Origin of the sequence: Peribacillus frigoritolerans (assembly GCF_004358755.1) — a bacterium.
GTDB lineage: Bacteria > Bacillota > Bacilli > Bacillales > Bacillaceae > Bacillus_P.
Genome location: NZ_SMZY01000004.1, coordinates 278,865 through 303,556 on the forward strand (window position 1 = coordinate 278,865; position 24,692 = coordinate 303,556).

Annotated in this window: 20 protein-coding genes; 2 read left to right on the top strand and 18 right to left on the bottom strand. The window is 43.0% G+C overall.

Translation table 11 applies throughout. The features are described from left to right. Positions 1-4 precede the first annotated feature (4 nt). The 8 genes from gatA to E2R53_RS19085 all read right to left on the bottom strand — a co-directional run bounded on the left by gatA (position 5) and on the right by E2R53_RS19085 (position 7,988). Positions 5-1,462: an Asp-tRNA(Asn)/Glu-tRNA(Gln) amidotransferase subunit GatA gene (gatA, locus tag E2R53_RS19050; protein WP_133313334.1), complete on the bottom strand. Its 1,458-nt coding sequence runs from the start codon at positions 1,460-1,462 to the stop codon at positions 5-7. 16 nt (positions 1,463-1,478) lie between these two features. Beyond that, entirely contained in the window at positions 1,479-1,769 is a 291-nt protein-coding gene (gene gatC, locus E2R53_RS19055; protein ID WP_133313335.1) for an Asp-tRNA(Asn)/Glu-tRNA(Gln) amidotransferase subunit GatC, read from the bottom strand. Positions 1,770-1,852: 83 nt separating this feature from the next. Next, positions 1,853-2,788, bottom strand: a complete 936-nt coding sequence (locus tag E2R53_RS19060) for a glycerophosphodiester phosphodiesterase (protein ID WP_133313336.1) — start codon at positions 2,786-2,788, stop codon at positions 1,853-1,855. Between the two features lie 196 nt (positions 2,789-2,984). Next, positions 2,985-3,710 carry a ThuA domain-containing protein gene (locus E2R53_RS19065; protein ID WP_435796803.1) on the bottom strand — a complete coding sequence of 242 codons (726 nt, stop codon included), beginning with the start codon at positions 3,708-3,710 and terminating at the stop codon, positions 2,985-2,987. A gap of 87 nt (positions 3,711-3,797) precedes the next feature. Next, on the bottom strand, positions 3,798-4,430 hold the full coding sequence (locus E2R53_RS19070) for a YesL family protein (protein ID WP_133313338.1): 633 nt from the start codon (positions 4,428-4,430) through the stop codon (positions 3,798-3,800). A gap of 103 nt (positions 4,431-4,533) precedes the next feature. Continuing rightward, entirely contained in the window at positions 4,534-6,072 is a 1,539-nt protein-coding gene (locus E2R53_RS19075) for an extracellular solute-binding protein (protein WP_133313339.1), read from the bottom strand. A gap of 20 nt (positions 6,073-6,092) precedes the next feature. Next, a complete protein-coding gene (locus E2R53_RS19080) occupies positions 6,093-7,004 on the bottom strand; it encodes a carbohydrate ABC transporter permease (protein ID WP_286166307.1) in 912 nt (303 codons plus the stop codon). 15 nt (positions 7,005-7,019) lie between these two features. Then, the gene (locus E2R53_RS19085) at positions 7,020-7,988 is read right to left on the bottom strand and encodes an ABC transporter permease (RefSeq protein WP_286166308.1); all 969 of its coding nucleotides are present in this window, start codon (positions 7,986-7,988) and stop codon (positions 7,020-7,022) included. Positions 7,989-8,231: 243 nt separating this feature from the next. Between E2R53_RS19085 and E2R53_RS19090 the strand changes: the two genes are divergently transcribed. Together E2R53_RS19090 and E2R53_RS19095 are read left to right on the top strand one after the other, a co-directional pair. Continuing rightward, entirely contained in the window at positions 8,232-9,932 is a 1,701-nt protein-coding gene (locus E2R53_RS19090; protein ID WP_165971040.1) for a sensor histidine kinase, read from the top strand. Positions 9,933-9,936: 4 nt separating this feature from the next. Next, positions 9,937-11,550 carry a response regulator gene (locus E2R53_RS19095; RefSeq protein ID WP_165971041.1) on the top strand — a complete coding sequence of 538 codons (1,614 nt, stop codon included), beginning with the start codon at positions 9,937-9,939 and terminating at the stop codon, positions 11,548-11,550. Here E2R53_RS19095 and E2R53_RS19100 read toward each other — a convergent pair. The 10 genes from E2R53_RS19100 to E2R53_RS19145 all read right to left on the bottom strand — a co-directional run bounded on the left by E2R53_RS19100 (position 11,547) and on the right by E2R53_RS19145 (position 24,629). Continuing rightward, entirely contained in the window at positions 11,547-11,867 is a 321-nt protein-coding gene (locus tag E2R53_RS19100; RefSeq protein WP_133313342.1) for a hypothetical protein, read from the bottom strand. The genes E2R53_RS19095 and E2R53_RS19100 overlap by 4 nt on opposite strands. Positions 11,868-12,172: 305 nt before the next feature. After that, the gene (locus tag E2R53_RS19105) at positions 12,173-13,165 is read right to left on the bottom strand and encodes a LacI family DNA-binding transcriptional regulator (RefSeq protein WP_133313343.1); all 993 of its coding nucleotides are present in this window, start codon (positions 13,163-13,165) and stop codon (positions 12,173-12,175) included. 32 nt (positions 13,166-13,197) lie between these two features. Beyond that, positions 13,198-14,235 (bottom strand): aldose epimerase family protein, encoded by a 1,038-nt coding sequence (locus E2R53_RS19110; RefSeq protein ID WP_133313344.1) that lies wholly within the window; start codon positions 14,233-14,235, stop codon positions 13,198-13,200. Further along, positions 14,186-15,739 carry a UDP-glucose--hexose-1-phosphate uridylyltransferase gene (gene galT / locus E2R53_RS19115; RefSeq protein WP_133313345.1) on the bottom strand — a complete coding sequence of 518 codons (1,554 nt, stop codon included), beginning with the start codon at positions 15,737-15,739 and terminating at the stop codon, positions 14,186-14,188. The genes E2R53_RS19110 and galT overlap by 50 nt, the downstream gene beginning before the upstream one ends. Beyond that, a complete protein-coding gene (galE, locus tag E2R53_RS19120) occupies positions 15,736-16,734 on the bottom strand; it encodes a UDP-glucose 4-epimerase GalE (protein ID WP_133313346.1) in 999 nt (332 codons plus the stop codon). The genes galT and galE overlap by 4 nt, the downstream gene beginning before the upstream one ends. Continuing rightward, entirely contained in the window at positions 16,731-17,912 is a 1,182-nt protein-coding gene (locus tag E2R53_RS19125; protein WP_133313347.1) for a galactokinase, read from the bottom strand. The genes galE and E2R53_RS19125 overlap by 4 nt, the downstream gene beginning before the upstream one ends. Then, the gene (locus E2R53_RS19130; RefSeq protein WP_133313348.1) at positions 17,909-19,855 is read right to left on the bottom strand and encodes a beta-galactosidase; all 1,947 of its coding nucleotides are present in this window, start codon (positions 19,853-19,855) and stop codon (positions 17,909-17,911) included. The genes E2R53_RS19125 and E2R53_RS19130 overlap by 4 nt, the downstream gene beginning before the upstream one ends. A gap of 3 nt (positions 19,856-19,858) precedes the next feature. Then, complete coding sequence (locus E2R53_RS19135; protein ID WP_133313349.1) at positions 19,859-22,090, bottom strand: alpha-galactosidase; 2,232 nt, start codon at positions 22,088-22,090, stop codon at positions 19,859-19,861. A gap of 14 nt (positions 22,091-22,104) precedes the next feature. After that, positions 22,105-23,826, bottom strand: a complete 1,722-nt coding sequence (locus E2R53_RS19140) for a glycoside hydrolase family 35 protein (RefSeq protein WP_165971042.1) — start codon at positions 23,824-23,826, stop codon at positions 22,105-22,107. 11 nt (positions 23,827-23,837) lie between these two features. Beyond that, positions 23,838-24,629 carry a carbohydrate ABC transporter permease gene (locus tag E2R53_RS19145; protein ID WP_223443076.1) on the bottom strand — a complete coding sequence of 264 codons (792 nt, stop codon included), beginning with the start codon at positions 24,627-24,629 and terminating at the stop codon, positions 23,838-23,840. Between the last annotated feature and the right edge of the window lie 63 nt (positions 24,630-24,692).

Below are 24,692 nucleotides of genomic sequence, written 5' to 3' on the forward strand. Positions count from 1 at the left end.
CCCCTTACAATTCAGGTTTTGCTTTATGATGGTCGGTTGCCTGCTCAAATGCGTGTGCAACGCGGTAAACTGTGCTTTCGTCGAAATGTTTTCCAATAATTTGAAGGCCAAGCGGCAATCCGTTTGAGAATCCGCAAGGCACGGAGATTCCAGGTACGCCTGCAAGGTTCACCGGAATTGTCAAAATATCGTTTGCATACATTGTCATCGGATCATCTGTTTTTTCGCCTACTTTAAAGGCAGGAGTCGGTGTTGTCGGTCCAACGATGACATCGTATTTTTCAAACACATCTTCAAAGTCTTTTTTGATGAGTGTGCGGACTTGCTGTGCTTTTTTGTAGTAAGCGTCATAGTAGCCTGAGCTGAGTGCGAATGTTCCTAGCATGATGCGGCGTTTGACTTCATCGCCGAAGCCTTCTGAACGGGACTGCTTGTACAATTCGATCAGGTTCTTCGCATTGTCTGAACGGTAGCCGTAACGGACGCCGTCAAAGCGTGCAAGGTTTGCTGATGCTTCTGATGAAGACAGCAGGTAGTAAGTAGCGAGCGCGTATTTTGAATGAGGCAGAGATACCTCTTCCCATGTAGCACCCTGTGCTTCTAATACTTTTAACGCATCAAGGACAGACTGCTTTACTTCTTCGCTGACACCTTCGCCCAGGTATTCCTTCGGCACGGCGATTTTGAGGCCTTTTACATCGCCAGTCAATGCAGATAAAAAGTCAGGCACTTCAACGTCTGCTGACGTAGAATCCATTTTATCTACGCCTGAAATGGCCTGAAGCAGGAAGGCATTGTCTTCAACATTTGTTGTTAATGGTCCAATTTGATCAAGAGATGATGCAAATGCGATCAGTCCAAAGCGCGATACGCGACCATATGTAGGTTTTAGTCCAACGACACCTGTGAAGGCTGCCGGCTGGCGAATCGATCCGCCTGTATCTGATCCAAGGGCAAATGGTACTTCGCGAGCTGCAACTGCTGCAGCCGAGCCGCCGCTTGATCCGCCTGGAACGGTTTCAAGATTCCATGGATTTTTCGTGACTTTGTAGCCTGAGTTCTCTGTTGAAGAGCCCATTGCGAATTCATCCATGTTTAATTTTCCGATTGTGACAGCTTCCGCTTTCTTCAAATGCTGAACAACGGTTGCGTCATAAATCGGGTCGAAGTTTTCAAGGATTTTACTAGCCGCAGTTGTGCGCAGGTTTTTCGTGACGATGTTGTCTTTTACGCCGATCGGCATTCCAAACATAAGACCAAATTCATCGCGCGTTCCGATCGCTTCATCCAGTTCCTTTGCGTAGGAACGTGCTTTTTCTTCATCTAATGTAAGGAAGGCATTCACTTGATCGTCGACGGCATGAATTCGTTTGTACGATTCGTCAACAAGGTCTGTTACGGTGATTTCTTTTTTATGTAAAAGTGTTTTTAACTCTGACAGTTTGTGGTCAAATAATGACATAGTGGCTGCTCCCTCCTTATTCTAAAATGGACGGCACGCGAATGTATCCGTCTTTATGGTCAGGAGCGTTTTTCACGACATCCTCTACTGGCAATCCTTTTTCTGCTTTGTCTTCGCGCAGAATGTTCTTCATTTCTAATACGTGTGTTGTCGGCTCAACGCCTGTTGTATCAAGTTCATTCAACTTCTCGGCGAATGTGATGATCGCGTCCAATTGATTTGTGAACATTTCTGTTTCTTCTTCAGTTATAGCCAAGCGGGCTAAATTCGCAACGTGCTTCACTTCTTCTTTTGAAATGCGTGACATGTGCTCCACCTCCGTTAAATCTCGTGCAAACAATACTCTGATGATATCAAAAGTCAGTGCATTAAAGCAACAAAAGGCCGCAATTATTGCACCTCTCCGTATTCCTGATCCAGCACTTTTTTCACAAAGTTCGGATGATCCGTCATGATCCCGTCCGCGCCGATTTCAACCAGCTTTCGCACACTGTCTTCATCGTTGATCGTCCAGTATTGCACAGCGATGTTTCGGTTGTGCAGTGATTTGACGATTCTCTCGGAAGTCAGATCAAGACCGCTTGCCCTCATTGGGATTTGCACTGCCGTGTATTTGTTCATGGGAATCAGGCGTTCAACGAACAGCTTATGGGCAATGACAAAGTTGCGTGTTGCTTCAGATGGCGAGCTGACAGGCACTTTGCCGTCGGATGCTTCGATGAAGTAGTTCAGCGCTTCGTCATAGAATGAGGCGATGATGACTTTGTCGGTCATGTTGTGTTTTTTGATCAGATCGGCCATTTTGTCTGCCAATAACAGGTCGGCGGTTTTCAGCTCGATGGTCATCGGGTAGCCTGGGAAAGTGGTGAAAATCTCATCCATGGTTGGGATGGTAACGCCTTTATTCCTATAAGGATGAGTTCCGTCCGGTCCGACGAAGTGATAGCCGGCATCCAGCTGCTTAAGCTGTTCTAGACTCATGTCTTTTACTGAGCCGGTTCCGTTTGTTGTGCGGTCAACAGTATCATCATGAATGACAACCACTTCTCCGTCTTTGGAGAGATGGACGTCCATTTCGAGCATGTCTACCTCTAGTTTTTCAGATAGCGAGAAGGCTGCCAGCGTGTTGCCTGGAGCCATGCCGTCTCCGCCTTGATGCGCGATAATCAGCGGACGCTTGCCTTTTTTTAGGAAGGAGTGGTTTTCGGTTTGGGTGACAGGGATAAATTGAATCATGATAAAAAAGAGCAGTACAGTGATGAGGATGGCGGCGGTGATTTTGAATGTGGCTTTCTTTTTCCTGGCGGGCTGCGGGAAGGTTTGCATAAGCTTGACCTCCTTTGTTGTTATAGTTTCTTTATAACACGTGAATGCTGGTTTGGCTATTAAACTTATGAGTTTTATTTAACACTCACTAACAAAAAATAAGATAGATTGAAAATCAATCTATCCTATCCATATACATCTGTATTATTTAACTAATATTTGATATTCCTATGGCCCACGCCTTCAGACTGCTCCCTTAAATACTTTTGCCCGCAATCTTTTCTAAAGGCTGTGATTGTCCATAGATCGGAAGGCGTCTGTTTAAAGGTTTAGCCCAATTGACAGCGTTAATGATGACTTGCTGAATTTCTGTATGATAATAAGTCGGATATGTTTCATGCCCTGGTCTAAAATAAAATATCCTTCCATTCCCGCGGTAATATGTGCACCCGCTTCGGAAAACCTCTCCCCCTTCAAACCAACTCATAAATACCAATTCATTAGGAGCTGGAATATCGAAGTGCTCTCCATACATTTCTTCTTTTTCCAATTCAATGAATTCATTGATTCCTTTAGTTATTGGATGACCTGGTGATACGACCCATAATCGTTCTCTTTCGTCTGCTTCACGCCATTTCAAATCACAGGTTGTACCCATTAATTCTTTAAAAATCTTTGAGAAATGCCCGGAATGAAGAACAATCAGACCCATTCCTTCTAAAACTCGCTGTTTAACTTTCATCACGATCTCATCTTCAACTTCTTCATGAGCCATATGCCCCCACCAAATAAGAACATCAGTCTGTTCCAACACATCTGTGGTTAATCCATGATCCGGCTCGTCTAGGGTGGCTGTAATAACATTAAATCCAGCATCCTGCAAAAACTCAGAAATGGCACCATGGATTCCATTTGGATATACCTCTCTTACTGACGGATTTTTTTGTTCATGCCGATTTTCATTCCATATTGTTACCTTCATTATTCTCCTCCTGTAATTCTTCTAATTTTTTTATATGTTTCAGTATCAATAACTCTTTAAATCAGAATTCTCTACCTCCTTGGTTTATTAGCAGGAGGATGGTTCATATTTTGAAAACATTTTATTAAACAAGAAAGATTTGAGATACGCAAGCAAAGCAAAGCCTCCAAATGTCGCAAAATATATCCCTGTCAATAATCCCATAGGTGAAGAGATAAAGTAGATTGCCGGAACTAAAGTAAGAGTGACTATTTGAAGAGTGTAAAAGATATTTTGCAGACCGATTACTAATGAATTTAAAATCAAATTTTTTATTGAATTACGATATCCCGCTGAATACGGGAACAAAAAAAGCATCAGGCTTACATAGATCAATCCGAAGACCGCAAGTACACTCGAAAGGAACAAGCGAAAAACACCATTAAATTGATTTAAAAAAAGAAAATCCATATAAAGAACTATGCCGCCTGCAAGAAGGAACATAGATATCATGAAAGATTGAAAGAAATTTTCGGCAAAAGCTTTCTTGAAAGTTTTTATTATTTGATATTCTTCATTTTTTGCCATTTTCAGAGAGACAGCATATAACGCAGTAATAGAGGGTCCAATGGTTATTAGCGGAAGACAGCATAAGATGAAAAGAAGGTTTAAAATGACTATATCCACTATTTTAGATAAGATCTTAGCTAATGGATTGTTAAAATTCAGAAGTTGATTCATCTCTTCAGCTCCCCGGTGTGTTTGCTGCAATCGGATAAAAAATCAGCCGGATTAAAGTATCTTTAAGCCGGCCGTCCCTCACTTCTTGCGAGTTTAAATAGATTTAAAGGTTTTTCTGATATCTCTTATATGCATCTTTTTGAATGTTCAAGTATTCTTTAAGCCCCATCTTATTAAGCTGTGAAATGTAGGATTTCCATTCTTTCCTAACGCCTCCCTCAACAATCCATTTAGATTGCATAGAGGAAATATAAGAGTCAATGTCTGTACCTAAAGCACTTAAGCGATTTATTTCTTCTGCTGTATAAACGACATTCGGGAATTGTTCTTTAGCATATTGATTAATCTGCTTGTCAAGTTCGAGCTTCAGTCCGTCACCCCCGTTTTTAGGGAGAGTCACTTTACTATTGAACCCTTCACTTACATATTTGGGACCAAAATCCCTGAAGGAATGAATCCAAGCGTATATATCTGCTGACTCATCCTTCGGGGCATCCAGCACTTTATATGTTCCGTCATCCAGCTTTTCTACTCCTGTCCCAAACGAACCGTAGAATGTTTGAATACTTGCATCTTCTGTATAAAACTGATCAGCCCACTTTAAAAGCTTTGCAGGGTCCTCAGCTTTATTTGTAATCATGAGTTCATTCCTTGAGTAAACAGGCGCATCTGTCATAACGTACCGCTCACCATCTGGACCTTCTAATGCAGGCATTTGCACATATTCTTCCGCATTCGGCCCAAACGCGGCATCAGGTGTCCATCCATTAGCTGCACCAACTAAAGAGCCCTCATCGCCTTTACGTTTGGAATCAGCCATTGATGCATCCTGTGTAAATGTTTCTTGATCAATCAGCCCGTCTTTATACGCTTTATGCATCCATTCAATCCCTTCCTGGTAGGCTTCCTCTGTAGGAATATATACCGGTTTTCCATCTTTTATGGTCATGGTTGAAGAATAAGCTCCTTTAGGTAACCCAAATGGCAAAAGAAACTCCATTATTCCACCGCCATAGGGGATTTCATCATTGGGGTCTCCGTTCCCATTAGCATCTTCTTCTTTAAATGCTTTTAGTACTTCATAAAATTCTTGATAGGTTTCAGGCATAGACTTCCCTGTGTTATCAAGCCATTTCTGATTAATGAACATTGAATTACCTGCAATAGGCCTTAATGGCAGTTTTTTAGGCAAGCTGTATATATGCCCATCAGGAGAAGTGACCATCGCGCGCAATGCCGGATCTTCTTTAAACGCCGCGTTTAAATTAGGCATGTTTTCTTCAATTAAATCTTCTAAAGGGATAAACACCCCTGTATTTTTTGCAACATCTGCATCACTCAGAGCCAATGATCCAAAGAAGGCATCAGGTAAGTCCCCTCCTGCCAGCAGCAAGGATTTTTTATCTCCCCATTCACTATTTTGATAGACATCCCAGTCTATTTTTATTCCTGCCTTTTTCTCCGTTTCCTCTACAAAGCCTTTTAAAAATTCGTCTCCCCAGTCGCCCCAGCGAACAGTGGCAATTTTATAATCGCCATCGCCATCTTTAGAATTTGAATTAGATGGAGAATTTGTGCATCCCACAGCAATACTTGCTGCTATTGTCAGGTTTAAAAGCAGTCCCCATTTTCTTTTACTCATTTTTAATCCCCCTCTTTTAATCATTCTTTAATAGAGCCAATCATGACACCTTGATTAAAGTATTTTTGCAAAAACGGATATAGACACATAATAGGCAGTGTTGAAACAACAATCGCTGCATATTTCATCATTTCCGATAATCTGCGAAGTTCTGATGCCAATTCACCTGAGGCTGTCCCAAGCATAGATTCATTTGCTATCAAAATTCTCCTTAATACCAGCTGAAGCGGCTGAAGATTTTCATTTGAAATGTAAATCATGGCATCAAACCACGAATTCCAAATTCCCACCGCTGTCCATAACCCGATAACTGCAAGGATAGCTTTGGATAAAGGCAGTACCATTGTTATAAAATATCTGATTGTTCCGCAACCATCTATTTGGGCTGCTTCCCACAGGCTTTCAGGAAGACTGTTTCTAAAAAAGGTTCTTGCGATGATAATGTTGAAAACCGAAACAGAGAATGGTAATACCAGTACCCAGAAAGTGTCTATTAGTCCAAAATTCTTTACTACAAGGTAGGTAGGAATTAGGCCTCCTCCAAAAAACATAGGAATAATAAAAAACATTGAGATAATCTTTTTTCCAAATAAATCCTGTCTTGATAAGGCATATCCGGCAGGAATGTTTACAAATAAAGCGATAAATGTACCGATTAAAGTATAGAAAATAGTGTTTAAGTATCCGCGCCAGATCATTTCCTGTTTCATTAATTCAATATAGCCATCTAATTTCCACTCTTTTGGCCAGAACCATACATTTCCATTAGCCACGTCAGATGGATTACTGAAGGAAGCGATTACAATAAACCACAAAGGATAGATAATCAGGATCATCATCATAATCGCTATTCCGTATACAGAAAAATCAAAAAAGCGATCCTTCCAATGCTTCTTAGTCTTACGCGCTGTTCCAACGCCTTTTTTTCTCAAATTCCTTCCCTCTTTCTATAACAAGCTGGTTTTTGTAAGTCTTTTAGAGAGCCAATTTACCGATAATAAGATAATAACGCTGACGACCGTGTTAAATAATCCGATTGCTGTAGACAAGCTATACTGGAAATTCTGAAGCCCAAGCTTATATACATATGTTGATATAACTTCACTGCCGGTTAGATTCATAGGATTTTGCAATAAAAGCACTTTTTCAAAGCCAACGCTCAGCAGTCCCCCGGCTCTTAAAATTAATAGAATCATCGCCGTTGGCAATAATAGCGGCAGGTCAATATAGATAATCTTTTGCATTTTGCTGGCCCCATCTATGGTAGCAGCTTCATAATAAGTTGGATTAATAGCTGAAAGAGCAGCCAGATATATGATACTGTCCCAGCCTACATGCTGCCATACGTCACTCCAAACGAAAACACTGCTGAATAAAGAAGACTTAGACAAAATATTGGGCATTTCAATACCGATCAGGCTTAACAGGTTAGCAATCATCCCGTTACTTGGCGATAGAAAAATTAATATCATGCCGCACATAACCATTGTGGAGATAAAATGGGGCAGATAGGTTGTAACTTGAAACACTTTCTTGAACATCCCTACTCGTATCTGGTTGCACAATATAGCAAGTGCAATCGGCAGTGGAAAACCAACCAATAAACTGTACAGACTTATGCTTAAAGTGTTTTTGATCGTAAGTTCAAACTGATAAGAATTAAAATATTGAACAAAGTGCTTAAAACCAACCCAAGGGCTTCCCCATATTCCCAGTGCAGGCGAATAATCTTTAAACGCGATTATAATTCCATACATCGGCAGATACGTAAAGCAAATGAGCAAAATCATTGAGGGCAGCAGCAATACATATAGCGGTCCGCTTTTTTTTAGATTTTTCAGCCTGTTTGAAGCCTTTTCATTCTTTACTCTAACTGATGTTTCAGGAAAATTCTCTGTTGCGATTTTATTCTCCAACTTTCCCCCTCCTTTGTTTATAATCATCATTATATGACAGCGCATTCATAAACAAATAGCTGTAAACAGGTGATTCCATACTACTATTCAGGTAATTGATTGCTTATTTGAACAATTATTCAGAAAAAATAGCAGTATTCAGTCTTTTCTCATGAATTCAGCCACTTTCCTGACTGAATTTTACTAGAAAAGACATTATTAATCTTTATAATGAATACTAAGTTGCTAATGGGAGGTTACATCATGCATTCCGGTAAACACAACTCTGCTTCAAGGTCTGTCATGCACTACTTAAAAGTACTTTTAATCATCTTAATGATTATTTTCCTGATCAATATTCTCGTTAGTTCGTACACCATTTCCATTACACGGCAACAAAACATTGAAAATATATCCAATACCATAAACCTCTACATAAAGGAAACCCAGCAGAAATTAAATGCTATTGATCACTTCATGATCTGGACAGTAAAGCACGACCCTCTAATTGAAAAAATAGAAGAATCCAAGGACATGTCTGAGCTTCCCAAAAGCATCTGGGATTTCAGGTCACGAGTAGATGATTTTCAGTATTCAACAGGGAAAGAGTATCAATTCTTTTTAGCATTAAAAAAAGAGAACTATTTTTTTAATAGCTCTCCAATCAAATTATCCTACTCAGATTATAAAAAAATGAAAAACTTTTTCTGGTCAGAGAAAATCACAAGAAATAATTATGAAAACCTATACACATGGACATCTTTGAAGATTAATAACACGTTCTATTTGTACCATTTATTAGAATATAAAAACAGAATGTTCATTTCTCTTATTTCTGTTGATGATTTGTTAAAACCCTTGAACGAAATAAATTTAGGAAAACACGGAGAAATCATCATAGAAAATGAACAGCACGGTTTTTTAACTTCTTCTACTAAGAATAAAGAAAATCTCGAAAACAATTCCGTTCTTACCACTAACCTGAATTTCACCAGCGACATCACATCCCTTCCTTTTTCTATGCATGTCAGCATCGATCATTTTGGTGCATTTGAAAAGGTAATGTTTGCACAATTCTCATTAATTTCGGCAACCATCTGCATTAGTCTGATTTTATTTTTGGTTATTTTGTATATAAAAAAGAAAGTCTTTAATCCTGTAATAGCCTTTTCAAAAAATCTGTCTGTGATTAATAAAAATAATGAAATCATTGACTTTGAAAAAAGCAATATTCTTGAACTGGAAGAAGCAAGCCAGCATTTTAAAAATTTAATATCGGAAGTGAAGAAGTTAAGAATAAATGTCTATGAACAAGAATTTGAAAAAAAACAAATTCAAATAGACTTTATGAAATTACAGATAAAGCCGCATTTTTACTTAAATTGTTTAACTACTATATACAGCATGGCCGAAATGAACCTGGTGCAAGAAATAAAACAGATGTCCCTATCTACCTCAAAATACTTCAGATATTTATTTCAGACTGATCAGAATTTTGTCAGATTAGAAAAGGAATTAGACCATATTAATGATTATCTTTCCATTCAAAAGTTAGTTTACGGTCCTGTTTTTGTCTTTGAGAGTCATGTTATAAGTGAGGTCAAACATGCTCTTATTCCACCTCTGATGCTGCAGACTTTTATAGAAAATACGATTAAATATGCTGTTGCATTGGATGACTATTCTATGATTTCATTACAAATAGGAAAAATCCAAAATAAGGATGATGATTGGATTGAAATTACCTTGAAGGATAATGGTCCAGGCTTTCCAGCACATGTTCTAAGTAAGCTTCAAAAGAATGTTTCTTTAACTAATGAAAATGGGGACCATATCGGTATAAACAATGTTTTACAGAGACTGCGGCTGCTGTACGGAGAACGTTTTTCCATACATTTTACAAACCGTGCAAACAGCGGGGCCGAAATCAGCTTAATCATTCCATTTCTGATTCATGAGGAGTGAAATAATGAATGTATTAATAGTAGACGATGATCGGTTTGTTGTTACAGCCTTAGAAAAAAAAATGAACTGGAATGCTCTTGGCATTAAGAAAATCTTTACCGCCAATAACATCCGGCAAGCAAAAAAACTTTTGGAAAAAGAGAAGGTTGATCTTTTAATTAGTGATATTGAAATGCCTCAGGGCAGCGGGTTAGAGTTGCTGTCGTGGATACGATTGGAGGGCTACGATCTTCAGGCAATCTTCTTAACGAACTTCGCAGATTTCAACTATGCGCAAAAAGCCATCGAACTGCAAAGCTTTGAGTATTATTTAAAGCCTATCGAATTTGATAAGCTGGAGTTAATTGTGAAAAAAGCTATTATGAAATTGAAAGCATCACAAAGTATAGACGATGCCGTAAAAATGATGAATTACCGGCAGCAAAACAAAGAAACCCTGCAAAAGCAATTTTGGTACACATACTTAAGAGACACCAATTTTTCAAAAAGGGAGAATCTGCTTGAACTGCTTGAAATGAATCAGGTCAATTACTCGCTTGAAGACCGGTTTATACCATTTTATATCGCTCTATTCCCCTATAGGGTCAAAGACTATCAGGAACTTCAAATGTCCATCCAACCTGATGCAGATATAGAGAACTCGTTAATTGAATTATTGAAGATTAGTTTTAATAACCGTTTTGCAGATATAGAATTCCTTGCGCAATATGGGAGAAACGAGTATGAATATCTTGCATGCTTTAAACTGAATCAGGGAATGGATTCCATCGAAGGGTCTCTTTACTTTAACCATTTTATTATGACTATTAACAATCTACTAAACTGTGATATTCAATGCTTCCTTGGAAATAATGCCCTTTTAGAAGAATTACCTCAAGCAACTCAAGAATTAGAGGAAAAGAAAGAAAATATCGTGGATTTTAGGAACAAATTATTTATAGTTGAAAATCTCATAAAGAATGATAACAAATATGCAGAACCACCCCTTTATCTACTTGAGCATTATCTTGAGAGTGAAGACAAGCTGAGCTTTGCAAATAAATGTTATCAATATACAGTGGAATTACTTAACCAAAATGCTTTAGATCTGGAAATACTAAATCGATTAAGGCAAGATCTAACCCAGATAATTTATGCATACTTGAAGAGAAAAGAAATATTAGCAAACAAATTATTTCAAGGGAAAATGGCTGATTTGCTTCTTTCTCAGTCTTTAAGATCGATTGATGACTTTTTATGCTATATCGACTATTTGGTTGAGGTTTCCATAAGCTACTCCAAGTTCGCAGATTCAAAAGAGTCTGTTGTCACCACCCTTCAAAATTACATTGATCAAAACTATGAGGAGAATTTATCAAGAAATGAGTTAGCAAAAGTTGTATATCTAAGCCCTGACTATATCGCAAGAATATTCAAAAAAGAGACAGGCATATCATTAGTAAACTATATTATTAGAAAAAGAGTGGAGATTGCTAAAGATTTATTGAAAAATACTGACCTGCCAATTCATCTCATTTCATCTAAAGTTGGGTATGAAAACTATTCTTATTTCACTAAATTATTCAAGAAAGAGACGAACTATACACCCGTTGAATATAGGAGAAATATCACTTCTTAACCTCTCTGACTTACATGAGATGGACGTTCATCCCAGATAAACATGATACTGGGATGAACGTCCATCTCAAGCATGTCTACCTCTAGTTTTTCAGATAGCGAGAAGGCTGCCAGCGTGTTGCCTGGAGCCATGCCGTCTCCGCCTTGATGCGCGATAATCAGCGGACGCTTGCCTTTTTTGAGGAAAGCTTGTTTTTCTGCAGGTTGAACAGGGATGAATTGAAGGATGGCAATGAACAGGATCAGCGTGATGAGAAGCGCAGAGGTAATTTTGAGTTTGGTTCTCTTCTTTCGGACGGGCTGCGGCACGATTTCCATGGTTTGGTCCCCTTTTTTGATTGGTTAGTTTCTTTATATCATGGATGGAGAATATGGTGTGTCGGTTTTTCTAGAAAAAGGGTCTATTAATCTTTTGCTGGAAAAATGCCAATCGTTGCAACCCACCACTTACTTGCCAGCTTACCGAAAATACTAGCGGATCCGCTCTAAATACTTTCCGCATTCCCCCATTTACTTTCCAAACCCCCATAAAAACTTTCTTTTTTCCAACTGCCTCCTAAAAAACAAAAAACACCAGCATCCATGCGGTGTTTTTTGTTTAAACAAACGTTTAATTAAGTCGCTTATTTACTGCTTTGGCGCAGTTTCAGCTTCGTTGCAATCATTACCTGCTTCGCAATTTTCCGCTCTGTGATCCGCTCGACCAGAAGATCAACGGCAGTCTCACCCATGACTTCTGTGTACACTTTCACCGTGCTGAGTGCCGGGAAAATATATTTTGAGACGCTGATGTCATTTACCCCGATGATGCTGACCTGCTCCGGGACGCGGATGCCGTGCTCGTGCAGGGCCTGGAGGCTGCCGATGGCGATGGAATCATTGCCTGCAAAGAAGGCGCTTGGCAGGGAGTCACCGAGCTCTGCAATAGCTTGGGACATCATGCGGTGGCCGTCTTTTACTGTGAAGGAGCCGATGAACATGGCGTCCTCGCGCAGCATTCCTCTTCCAGACAAGTACTTGATGAATGTCTGCTCGCGCTGGTCGTCAAGTGTTGTGCTGTGCTCGCGGTAGGTTTCGCGTCCGCCGATGTAGCCGATTTGCGTGTGTCCTTTTGCGATGAAATGGTCGAGAACGCGCTCTGTTGCCCGTTCGAAGTCGACAATAACGGAATCGTATTTTTCCGGATCCGGACTTGAGTCGACGAAGACAACGTTTCGCGCGGCTTTTTTGAATTCCTCTGCCTGCTGCTTGCTGAATTTCCCTACTGCGACGATGCCCTGAAGCTGATCCTGGTTGATCGCGTCAAAATCGTCGTAGAAATAGGTGGCAAGCTGAAGGTTGTGGCTCTTCGCCCGCTCCTCGATGCCGAGTCTGATCGACATGTAGTAAAGATCGTTCAGCTCCTCCTGCTCTGTGTACCAGTGCACGATGGCGATCTTCGGAACGAGGCTTTTCTTTGTTTTGCGTTTTTGATAAGACAGCTCCTCGGCCACTTCGAAAATTCGCTTTTTCGTTTCGTCTCCAACGGATAGCGTTTCGTCAAAGTTCAGGACCCTCGAAACCGTCGCAATGGATACACCCGCTTTTTCAGCTATATCTTTTATCGTAGCCGCCATATACCGTAACCCCTTTGTTATAGATAAGAAAATTATATTAGTCCAAATGTAAATGATGTCCGAGAACGATATGCTTCATGTGCCGCAAGCTTATGTGTCGGCAGTCCTGGAATCAGCAGCGATTCAGGAATGCGCTGTGTTTCAATGCAGATTGCCGCATATGGCCCAGTTGCCTGACCCGGTTTTAATGGATGATCTGTGTCCATTTTGTTCGCCATGTAAATGACAGCTGCGGGATCTGTTGTCTGCACAACCATCTTCCGGCCGCTTTCCTGCTCCTCTACTGACACTTGGTTGAGCTCACTTTGTTCAAATAGAAAAAGGTGGTCAAATCCGTTTCCGACCTTGATAATCTGCTCGTGGTCAGACTCTGCTGCTTCTCTTAATAGTTTACCAGTTTTCAGGTCAAACGGGGTTTCTTTTGCACGAATCCATTTGCCTGTCGGAATCGAATCGTCATCGAATTCTGCGATGGCATCACTTTTCATTGTAAGAGAGTGATTCAGCACATCCCTTCCGCTGTCTGCTGATAAATTAAAATATGCGTGGTTTGTCAGGTTGAGCCATGTATCTTTGTCCGAGCGCGCTTCGTAATCAATGGTGAATGTGTTGTCGCAGTCAAGACGGTATGTGACCTGCACTTCCAGATTCCCCGGATAGCCGCCTTCACCGTCCCTGCTGAAATGGGTGAGGATGACTTCTGCTGCATCCTCATGCTCCACGGTTTTTACGTTCCAGAAAACCTGATGAAAGCCATGCGGGCCTCCGTGCAAATGATGCTCGCCTTCGTTTGCTTCAAGTCTGTAAGGACCAAGCTCTGCATTTGGCACCCGTCCTGCGACGCGGCCGATGAGTGCTCCTAAATAATATGGATTTTCGATATACTGCTCAGCATGGTCATAAGCTAAAACAACATTCTCAAAATTTCCGTTTTTATCTGGTGCCATGATCGACGTGATCGTTCCGCCAAGGTTTAAGAAGCTGACCGAAAAGCCCTGGCCGTTTTCAAGCGTATATTTCTCAATGTTTTGCTGTGGGTGCGTGAGTATTGTTTCGTGAAGGATTTTCATTTTTATCGTTCCTCTCTCTTTTTAAACTCTGGATAAAATGACTAAAATGATTATTCCCTTCATTTGTTCTTTTAAAAACTCCCGCATCCTCTAATACTCTGCTGAATTTTAATCCTACTTCTTTTTTCAGGATCCCATCAGCTGTTGTTTTTTCAAACGATTGATAGTTTGAAAGCAAGTGCTGAACCCATGCCTCATGGTGCTCCGGGACTTCAGCCTCTTCTCCAACGAGGAACGCTTCTATTTGCTGAAGCTCATGTTTCAGACGCTCTGGAAGAACCGCCAAGCCCATGACTTCAATCAGTCCGATGTTTTCTTTTTTAATATGGTGCAGATCAGCATGCGGATGGAAAATCCCCATCGGATGCTCTTCGCTCGTTCGGTTATTGCGAAGGACGAGGTCCAGCTCAAAGCGGCCGTCTCTCATTCTCGCAATCGGCGTCACCGTTTGATGGGATTCGCCTCCTGTAAAAGCAATAATTTCTGCTTGTTCATTGGAATAGGATTTCCATGTATTCAGTACGTGCTCTGCTGCAGAAACGAGCGCCGCTTTATCTGATGATCGCAGTCTCAGAACCGACATTGGCCATTTCACCTTTGAGAAGGCTACCTCAGGAAAGCTTGCAATCTCGAATGTTTCTTCATCAGGAGCTTCCGCCATCGCAAACGTATACTTGCCCGCCTGATAGTGATCATGAGAGAGGATCGATCCGCCCACAATCGGAAGGTCCGCATTTGAGCCGATAAAATAGTGCGGAAACTGCTCAACGAAAGCAAGCAATCTACGGAAAGCATCTCCATTGATTTTCATGTCTCTGTGCTCGCCGGATAACACGATGGAATGTTCATTGTAATAAATGTACGGAGAGTATTGAAAATACCACTGCTCATTCTCAAGGTTCAGCTCGATCACACGGTGATTAGATCGTGCAGGGTGTCCGATGCGGCCTGTATAGCCTTCGTTTTCAGCGCAAAGCAGGCACTTCGGATACTTGCTTGCTGATTTGACTGCCCGTTCCCTTGCGATATCCCGCGGATCTTTTTCAGGTTTTGAAAGGTTGATTGTAATATCAATCTCTCCGTATTCAGTCGGCGTTTTATAATGGATGTTTTTCGCGATTCGTTTTGTCTGGATGTAATTGCTGTTTTGGCTCAGTTTGTAAAAATAATCTGTCGCGATTTCAGGTGACAGGCTGTAATACTCTTCAAACGTTTGCTGAATCGCAGACGGCTTATCAAGAAATACATTCATCAGATTGGCAGACAGCTTTTCTTTTTCATCAAAGGTTCCTTCAATGATGCCCCGTTCTGCTGCCTTCAGGACAATGATTTCAAGCAGGTCGGGTATGGGAAGCAGCGTTTCCGGCAGTTCGCATTCTTCATAGGCATCAATCCCAAGCAGACCGAGAATCTGGTTTCGGGCATACATCCGGTCTCTGTCTGTGATGAATTTTTTCTGGATGGCTTGCTCAACTAATTGATTGACGAATGAAGAATTGTTCATCTGGAATCCTCTCCATATCCGTTAGGTTTTGTTTGGTGCCAGTTCCATGCGTCCTGCAGGATCGTTTTGATATTCGTGCGGGATGGCTCCCAGCCGAGAATCGCTCTTGCTTTTTCGGATGAAGCGACAAGTGTGCTCGGATCGCCTGGACGTCTAGGTGCTGCCTTTGCAGGAATCGGATGGCCTGTTACTTCTCTTGCTTCCTTAATCATTTCATTAACCGAGAAGCCCTGGCTGCTGCCGAGGTTCAAAATGATGCTTTCGCCTTGTCTGCTTAAATAGTTCAGAGCAAGCAGATGGGCGTCGATCAAATCTTCCACGTGGACGTAATCACGGATGCATGTGCCATCAGACGTTGCATAGTCATCTCCGAATACAGAGATGTACTCTCTTTGTCCTAATGCGACCTGCAGAATAATCGGAACCAAGTGTGTTTCAGGTGTATGATCCTCGCCGATTTCAGCTGTGGCTCTTGCTCCCGCAACATTGAAATAGCGCAGGGATACATAACGGATGCCGTATGCTTCCTCGCACCAGCGCATCATTTTTTCCATCATCAGTTTGGATTCGCCATAAGGATTTGTCGGGTTTGTACGTTCCTTTTCTGTAATCGGAATATACTTCGGTTCGCCGTATACAGCTGCGGTTGATGAAAAGACGATTTCTTTCACATCGTGCTTCTGCATGACTTCAAGCAGGACTTGCAGTCCGTAGACATTGTTGTGAAAATACTTGAGCGGCTGCAGGACAGATTCTCCTACTAACGAATTGGCTGCAAAGTGGAGCACCTGGGTGATGTCTTCTTTTTCAAACACGCTGTTTAAAAATGCCTGATCTCTCAGGTCGCCCTCGTAAAAACCAGCTTTCGGATGGATTGCTTCTTTGTGGCCGGTCTGGAGGTTATCGACCACGACAACGTCCACTCCCTGATCTGCTAATTGATAGACTGCATGGGAGCCGATGTAGCCGGCTCCTCCAAGAACTAAAACGCTCATATATGAACCCCCAATTCAATTTCGCATGCGCCGTCCCCGATATCTGCAATGTAGAAGGATGCCTCATAGCCGACTGCCTTTAGGTAAGATTGGCCGACTTCATCAAGGAAATCGCCGACACTTTCGCGCTCAACAATCGCAATCGCACATCCGCCAAAACCTGCGCCTGTCATGCGGGCACCGATGACGCCGTTCTGCATCCAAGCAGCCTCAACAAGTGCATCGAGCTCTGTACCTGTTACTTCATAATCGTCCCTCAAAGAGCGGTGGGAATCATTCATCAATTCGCCAAATGTATAGAGGTCGTTCTTTTCAAGAGCTTCAAGTGCGTAAATGGTCCGTTCGTTTTCACTGACAGCGTGACGCGCGCGCTTTCTCACGGTTTCATCTGCAATGGAATCTGCGTACTGATTGAATGTTTCCATCGAGAGTTCACCCAACGACTGCACGGGTACCTTTTCCTGCAGGATTTTCAAAGCATCTTCACATTCCTGGCGGCGTTCGTTGTATTTTGAAGCGGCAAGCTCTCTGCGTTTGTTTGTGTTCATGATCACGATAACGTGATGCTCTAACTGAATCGGAGCATAGCGGTATTGAAGCGTATTGCAATCCAGCAGCATGCCGCACGCTTTTTTCCCCATGCCGATGGCAAATTGATCCATGATCCCGCTGTTGACGCCGATGTATTGATTTTCAACGACCTGACCGAGCTTGACGAGCTCAATCTGGTCTATTTTCAGATTAAAGAGAGAATCAAGCATAACGCCTGTAACCATTTCAATGGAGGCGGACGATGATAAGCCTGCGCCGTTTGGAATGTTTCCATAGATTAAGAGATCAAGTCCCTCTTCAATGAGTAAACCGCGCTGCTTTATCGCTGCAATCATCCCTTTAGGGTAGTTCGCCCAATCATGTTCTTTCTGATAGCTCAAGTCATCAAGCGAGCACTCAACTATTCCCTTATCAGGAAAATTTACTGAGTACATGCGCAGTATCCGGTCTGAACGCTTTGACGCAAGCGCGTAGGTTCCGTACGTAATCGCACAGGGAAAGACGTGCCCTCCGTTGTAATCTGTGTGTTCCCCAATCAGGTTAATGCGTCCCGGTGCAAAGAAACTTCGATAGTCCCCGCTGCCGAACTTCTCCCTGAATAAGCCTTCTAATTCCCCCGCATTCATGATGAGTGTCCCCCTCGGTCCATGATTTTCGTTTCAAACGGCTGCAGTACTTCTCCTTCAAAAGCTGCTTCCTCGTGGTTGTGGTTCATGACAATCACATGACCGCCGCGAACCACTGCTTCAACACCGGGCTCGCTCTCGATGTATGAAATGCCTGATTCGTTTAAGACAGTTAAAGCTAACTCAGAAAGGACGCCTGATTCAGCACCTGTTCCAACGTAATACGCTTTTCCGTTTCCATACTCATTGACTGTTAAGGCCGCATAGTTTTTATAAAAACGGTCGCTGTAGGAATAAAGAGCATCTGCAGACGTTGTCCGGATAAGATCTCTCCAAACCTGTCCCTGTGCCTCTTTCTTGCCGTCTTTAGAAAGGATGGAAACGTGCTGTCCCGCATGAAGCGATTCCGCTTCATCGATTTCAATGCCAAGCAGTTCTTTTAATTGATAAGGCGATTTGTCGCCGAATGGAATGTTGTTGTCTTTGTTTTTCATGCCGGCACGGAATGAGAAGATCACAGTGCCGCCGCTTTCTGTGAAGGCTTTTAATCTTGCAGCAAGTTCTTCGTCTACGAGTGTAAGAACTGGTACAAGCACGACTTTATAATCTGAGAAATCATGATCGTATTTGAGAACGTCCACGGATACATTCACATCATGGAACGGCTGGTACAGGCGCATTAATTCGTTTGTAAACTCCAGCTGTGAGCTCTGCTGCTGAATGCGCATCGACCAGATGTTATCAAAGTCATAAAGCACGGCTACATCTGATTGGATTGGTGCCTCGAACACGTCTTCATGCTTGCGGATTTCTTTAAATACTTCCTGAACTTCGTAAAATTTTCGTGAACGGGTATTGTCGGCATCGATAATGCCAAGGCAATATTGCTCTGCCCCTCTGTTCATGCCTCTGAAGCGGAAGTAAAGCATGTTGCTGCATCCGTGTGCAAATGCGTGGTACGACCATAATTGCGCCTGGCCTGGTCTTGGAAGATACCCGATAATGTCATGACCCTGTGCTCCCATCAGCTGTTCGACAATCCAGAAGTTCTCGCGTTTGATGCCGCGGACAAATCCGAGCGTGAATGATAAGAAGGCTGGTGTGACAGGTTCTGTCAGCCCGCCCCAAACCGGGTAATTGTCATAAGACACAAAATCTAAGTCTCTTGAAAACTCGTTGTGGTCGAACCATTTTCCGAAGAAGCCGCCCGGGAGATTGGTTGTAACCTCTTGATGAGCTCCTTTTACCTTTTTCACTAGATTCAGATGCATCTTTGCGAACTCGCTTAGAGACTCGCTTCTGAATCTGGCCCAGTCGAGCATCATCGCCGGATTATGAACCGTGATCGTCGGCTTTGGAACCGGAATTTCCTCAAACGCGTTATACGTCTGTCCCCAGAAAATCGTTCCCCAGCACTTGTTCAGTTCATCAACCGAGTCATATTTTTTTGCAAGGAATGTGTGAAAAGCATCTCTGCACTGACCGCAGTAGCACATATCGCTGCCTTCATGGCCGAGTTCGTTATCAATCTGCCAGGACACGATGCCACTCTCGTTTTGATAGTGAGTAACCAGCTTTTCGACTATCGCTAAAGAATACGTTTGATAGTTTTTAGAGTTATAGCAGTACTGTCTTCTGCCGCCGAACGATTTCGGATGGCCATTTTCGTCTTCCAGCAGAATATCCGGATGTTTTTTTACGAGCCAGGCCGGGAACGTTGCGGTCGGTGTTCCAAACATGACCGCGATGCCTTCTTGCTTAAACCGGTTTATGACTGCGTCAAAAAAAGAGAAGTCATACTGACCTTCAGAAGGCTCCATTAAGTGCCAGGCAAATTCGCCGATGCGCACCATGTTGACGACCATTTCCTTCATTTTTTCAATATCTTCGCCGAACAGGGATGGATCCCAATGCTCTGGATAGTAATCAACGCCTAAATACATGTCTCATCCCCCATTTTTCGTTAAGTGGAATACGCTTGATTGAAAATCTCCGCCGCGCTCTGCATGGTTCTTGTTCACACCGTTGTACTCAACCGGAAGCGGCAGTCCTCTTTGCATCAATTCATCTCCGCCATACGCCTGATCTGACCCGTTCACACGGTATGTGCTGTTTGCATCAAGGCCCTCAAGCTTCAATGTCTGGATTTTCTTCGGATTTGGAGCGGCCAGTACTTGATACCAGCCGATGAATGCTTCTGTCTGATCCTTTGAGACGACCATCCACGCTGTTTGATTCGATTCAAACGGGCTGATCAATCGGTGAAAATCGCCGTTTCTGATTAATGTGCGGTGTAATTTATATGTTTCAATCTGAACTTTTACTTCTGCTTTTTCTTCATCGGTCATTTTGTTCGGATCCAGCTCATAGCCGAACGTTCCGAAGTATGCGGCATCACCGCGCGCCTTTAAGGATGTTCTGCGCAGCGTCTGATGATTTGGAATATCGGAAACGTGCGAGCCGATGCTGTAGATCGGATAGATAAAGGAAGATCCGTATTGAATTTTCAACCGCTCCACCGCATCCGTATCATCGCTTGCCCAGGCCTGGGGAGCATAATAAAGCATTCCTGCATCAAAGCGTCCGCCGCCTCCTGCACAAGATTCAAACAGCACATCAGGGTATTTCGAAGTCAGTCTTTCATACAGGTCGTAAACCCCAAGAATGTATCGGTGGAAAAATTCTCCCTGGCGATCCTGTCCGAGTGCTGCAGAATACGCTTCCGTGATGTTGCGGTTCATATCCCATTTGATATAGCTGAGCTTTGCTGATTGGATAATGGAGGAGATTCTCTCAAAGAGATAATCCACCACTTCTTCTCTTGTGCAGTCGAGCACCCACTGATTGCGCCCGTATGAAACCTGCCGCTCGGGATCATGAATGACCCATTCCGGATGCTTTGAAAATAAATCGCTTTCCTCTGAAATCATTTCAGGCTCAAACCATAGACCGAACTTAAGCCCTTCGTTTCGGACCGACTGTGACAAAGCGTCAATTCCGTCCGGTAATTTGTTTTTGTCCACAAACCAGTCACCGAGTGATGTCGTATCATCGTTCCGCTTGCCAAACCAGCCATCATCCAAGACGAATAATTCAACGCCGAGTTCCTTGGCCTGCTTGGCAATTGCGACGATTTTGTCTGCATTAAAGTCAAAGTAAGTGGCTTCCCAGTTGTTGATCAGAACAGGACGCTCTCTTTTTTGCCAGACAGGTGCAATGAGATGCTCTCTGAAGAGGTTGTGAGTGGACTGAGTAAGACCGTTCAGCCCTTGACTTGAGTACGTCATGACAGCCTCTGGCGTATGGAACGATTCGCCCGGGTTCAGGCGCCAGTTAAACTGGAACGGATGAATGCCCATTTGAATACGCGCTGTATCATAATGATCGACCTCAGCCTGCGCTAAAAAATTGCCGCTGTATACGAAGTGAAAGCTGTAGGCCTCCCCGCTTGTTTCAGTTGTATGCGGACGTTTCAGCGCCATAAACGGGTTATGGTGATGCGAGCTTGCTCCGCGAATGCTTGAAATCGATTGAATGCCGGTCTGCAGCTTTCGTTCTTTCACATGTCTCTCTCTTGACCATGTTCCGGCAAGATGGACCATTGTAAAATCATGATCGGCAAGATCGAGTGACAAGCTCATCATTCTTTCGATATCGACCGGCTGCTCTCCCTCGTTTTCAAGGCTTGCATGTCGTGTGATCGAAGAGCTGTTTTCAAAGATTGTATAGGAGAGTTTAAGTTTCAAATCTCTCACTTTATCAAGTAAGGTAATGATGAGCGTGCGCGCTTCGCCTGCATTGGCAAACGTAGCCGGCATGCCGGGGATGCGCTCTTTTCCATCAATCACTTCATAGGATGAATACTCAAACTTGCTGACAGAGCTTCCATTTGGATGCCGCAGGGAAATCGCCGGCTCTCTGAAATCGCTCGTTCCATACAGCGGGTATTCCTGACACACTGTCTCAAGGGAAAAGGCAGGATCATTCTTTTCAGGATGACAGCTTGCCGCAGTCGGAATATGATAAGCGGCAAAATGAGAGAAGTCAGGCTGATGGTTCAATTTTTTTCCGTAGTACAGCTGGCCAAGCTCACCGTTTTTCATGACATGAAAGATATAGCTGACCGTTTTGTTTGTAAGGTGGAATTGGTTGCGTTCTTCATTTATGAATATAGGCATCGCAGCGTGCTCCTTTAGCCAAGATTTGATTCATTCGTAAGAGTGATGGAATGTGCATTTGTTCCTTCTAGCTCGATAAGTAAAATCTCATTTGTTCCTTTTTTCAAAATAGGACCCGGCACGTACAGGCTTTTTTGAGGTCCTTCTGTGACCCAGTAGCGGCCAAGGTTAAAGCCGTTCACCCACACATTTCCTTTCGTCCAGCCTTCTAAATCAATAAAGGTATCCGCAGCTTCTTCAATTGAAAGTTCACCTTTGTAAAAACGCGGAAAGCGTTCATCTTTTCCTTCAATGAATGAAATGGCTTCCTCGTCAGGATTAAGCGAATAGACGTCCCAATGGAACCAGTACTGATTGCCGATCCAGAGGTTATCGATGATGCCCTTTTTATCCTTTAAATGCTTGCCGTAATTGACGCGTCCCATGTTTTCAACAAAGATTTCAAGGATGTTTTCCTTCTCGCTGAAGGGCAGCTTAATCGTTTTTTCTGCATCATTGCGGTACACGGTGCGCTCGAGCTTTCCGTTAATATAAATAAACGCTCTGTCACGGATTGGCGTGATATCCACTTCAAGCTCGCCTTGCTTTGTGATCGTTGTTTTGTAAAGGATATAGCCGTAGTTCTGATTCAGTTCCTCCATTGATTTTGGAGCAATAAGCGTTTCCGGTGCTTTTTGCTTCAGAAAATCGAACACACTCATTTGCTGTGTAAGCTGAACGGTTCCATAGTGTTTCTTTTCAGACGGAACCGGGTTTTCATTGGGAACAACCGTGTATTTAGACAGCACCTGCTTCACAGCACGGTATTTTTCCGTCGGGTCTCCCCATTCTGTCAAAAGTGCGTCGTAATCATAGCTTGTAATGGTCGGAGTGTAGAATTCATAATGATTTGCCCCGTTCATGTACCCGAAGTTCGTTCCGCCGTGGAACATATAGAAGTTAACGGAAGCACCCTGTGACACCATTTTTTCGTATTCTGCCGCTACAGCAGCAGCCTCTCGCGTATGATGCTTGCCGCCCCAATGATCGAACCAGCCGATCCAGAATTCGGCGCACATTTTCGGAGAATTCGCTCGAAACGTTTCGAGCGCGGCAAAGGCTTCCTCAGAGCGGGAGCCGAAGTTCAAGGTTGTCACAGCGTCCTGCATGGAGCCGTGCTGGATGAACTCTGGTCCGTCTGAGGTGAATAATAGAACATCAATTCCAGCCTCTTTAAAAAGCTCTGCTGAAGCATTCAAATACTCAAGGTCGTTGCCGTAAGCGCCATATTCATTCTCTACCTGAACGGCGATAACCGGACCGCCGTTTGACGTTAGATGCGGTACGATTTTCGGCATCAGGACGTTAAAATAGGAGCGCAGATGCTCAAAAAAGACAGGATCTGAGCTGCGGAGCGCCATGCCATGCTCCTTCAGCAGCCACCCTGGAAATCCGCCGAACTCCCACTCTGCACAGATATAGGGAGCCGGTCTGAGGATGACGTACAGGTTCAGTTCTTCTGCTTTTTTTATAAAGCGTTCAAGGTCTGCTAATCCTTCAAAGTAAAACTCGCCCTTTTTAGGCTCATGGACATTCCAAGGTATATAGGTTTCAACCGTATTCATGCCGAGCTGCTTCAATTTGAGCAGCCGGTCCTCCCAGTACTCCGGAACGACCCGGAAGTAATGGATGCTGCCGGATAAAATCTGAAACGGCTCATCATTTAAATAAAACTGGTTCCCCTTTGTTGTCAGCATCTAATTTCCCCCTATTTCACAGCACTGCCGAGCATGCCTGAGATAAATTGCTTTTGCAATACTAAGAAGAAGATAATGATTGGAATCGTAGCGATCGAAACACCCATCATGACTTGACCGTAATCAATGTATGAAAGACCCATTAAGCTTGAAAGTGCTACCGGGAATGTGTACATGCTTGCATCATTTAACACAACAAGCGGCCACATGAAGCTGTTCCACTGTGTCATGAACAAGAAGATCGATGCTGCCGCAAGCGCCGGACGCATAGATGGTGCAACAACTTTAAAGAAGATTTTCAGTTCCCCTGCTCCGTCTAATCTCGCTGCTTCAATCAGCTCTGTCGGGAATGCAAGGAAGTTCTGTCTTAATAAGAAAATCGCGAATGGATAGCAAAGCTGCGGTGCAATGACCGCAAAGTACGTATTCAGCAAATTCAGCTCAGACATCATGCGGAACAGCGGAATCAATGTTGCTTGATACGGAATCATCATTGACAGTAAAAACGCAGTAAAGATAAAGTTTCTGCCTTTGAATTCAAATTTTGCAAGAGCATATGCTGCAAGCGAACATACGGCGAGCGCTGCGACTACATATAAAAGTGATACAAACAGAGAGTTGAACATAACCTGCGGAATATTAATGGATGCATTCAGGTTTTGGAAATTCGTCATCAGCTGATCGCCAGGCGTCAGTGTCGGCGGATTCGTAAACATCTTTCCTGAATCATTTGTTGCACCGATAAACATCCAGTAAAATGGGAAAATCGAGATAATCAGGAAAAGCATTAATAAACTGTACATGCCTAGCTTCTGCGGCAATTTTTTGCTGCGCTTCTTCTTTGTTTCGGTTAGGAAATTCGTCTG

Coding starts and splice junctions, on each gene's coding strand:
- gatA (WP_133313334.1), bottom strand. CDS start 1,462: ATGTCATTATTTGACCACAAACTGTCAGAGTTAAAAACACTTTTACAT.
- gatC (WP_133313335.1), bottom strand. CDS start 1,769: ATGTCACGCATTTCAAAAGAAGAAGTGAAGCACGTTGCGAATTTAGCC.
- E2R53_RS19060 (WP_133313336.1), bottom strand. CDS start 2,788: ATGCAAACCTTCCCGCAGCCCGCCAGGAAAAAGAAAGCCACATTCAAA.
- E2R53_RS19065 (WP_435796803.1), bottom strand. CDS start 3,710: ATGAAGGTAACAATATGGAATGAAAATCGGCATGAACAAAAAAATCCG.
- E2R53_RS19070 (WP_133313338.1), bottom strand. CDS start 4,430: ATGAATCAACTTCTGAATTTTAACAATCCATTAGCTAAGATCTTATCT.
- E2R53_RS19075 (WP_133313339.1), bottom strand. CDS start 6,072: ATGAGTAAAAGAAAATGGGGACTGCTTTTAAACCTGACAATAGCAGCA.
- E2R53_RS19090 (WP_165971040.1), top strand. CDS start 8,232: ATGCATTCCGGTAAACACAACTCTGCTTCAAGGTCTGTCATGCACTAC.
- E2R53_RS19095 (WP_165971041.1), top strand. CDS start 9,937: ATGAATGTATTAATAGTAGACGATGATCGGTTTGTTGTTACAGCCTTA.
- E2R53_RS19100 (WP_133313342.1), bottom strand. CDS start 11,867: ATGGAAATCGTGCCGCAGCCCGTCCGAAAGAAGAGAACCAAACTCAAA.
- E2R53_RS19105 (WP_133313343.1), bottom strand. CDS start 13,165: ATGGCGGCTACGATAAAAGATATAGCTGAAAAAGCGGGTGTATCCATT.
- E2R53_RS19110 (WP_133313344.1), bottom strand. CDS start 14,235: ATGAAAATCCTTCACGAAACAATACTCACGCACCCACAGCAAAACATT.
- galT (WP_133313345.1), bottom strand. CDS start 15,739: ATGAACAATTCTTCATTCGTCAATCAATTAGTTGAGCAAGCCATCCAG.
- galE (WP_133313346.1), bottom strand. CDS start 16,734: ATGAGCGTTTTAGTTCTTGGAGGAGCCGGCTACATCGGCTCCCATGCA.
- E2R53_RS19125 (WP_133313347.1), bottom strand. CDS start 17,912: ATGAATGCGGGGGAATTAGAAGGCTTATTCAGGGAGAAGTTCGGCAGC.
- E2R53_RS19130 (WP_133313348.1), bottom strand. CDS start 19,855: ATGTATTTAGGCGTTGATTACTATCCAGAGCATTGGGATCCATCCCTG.
- E2R53_RS19135 (WP_133313349.1), bottom strand. CDS start 22,090: ATGCCTATATTCATAAATGAAGAACGCAACCAATTCCACCTTACAAAC.
- E2R53_RS19140 (WP_165971042.1), bottom strand. CDS start 23,826: ATGCTGACAACAAAGGGGAACCAGTTTTATTTAAATGATGAGCCGTTT.
- E2R53_RS19145 (WP_223443076.1), bottom strand. CDS start 24,629: ATGTACAGTTTATTAATGCTTTTCCTGATTATCTCGATTTTCCCATTT.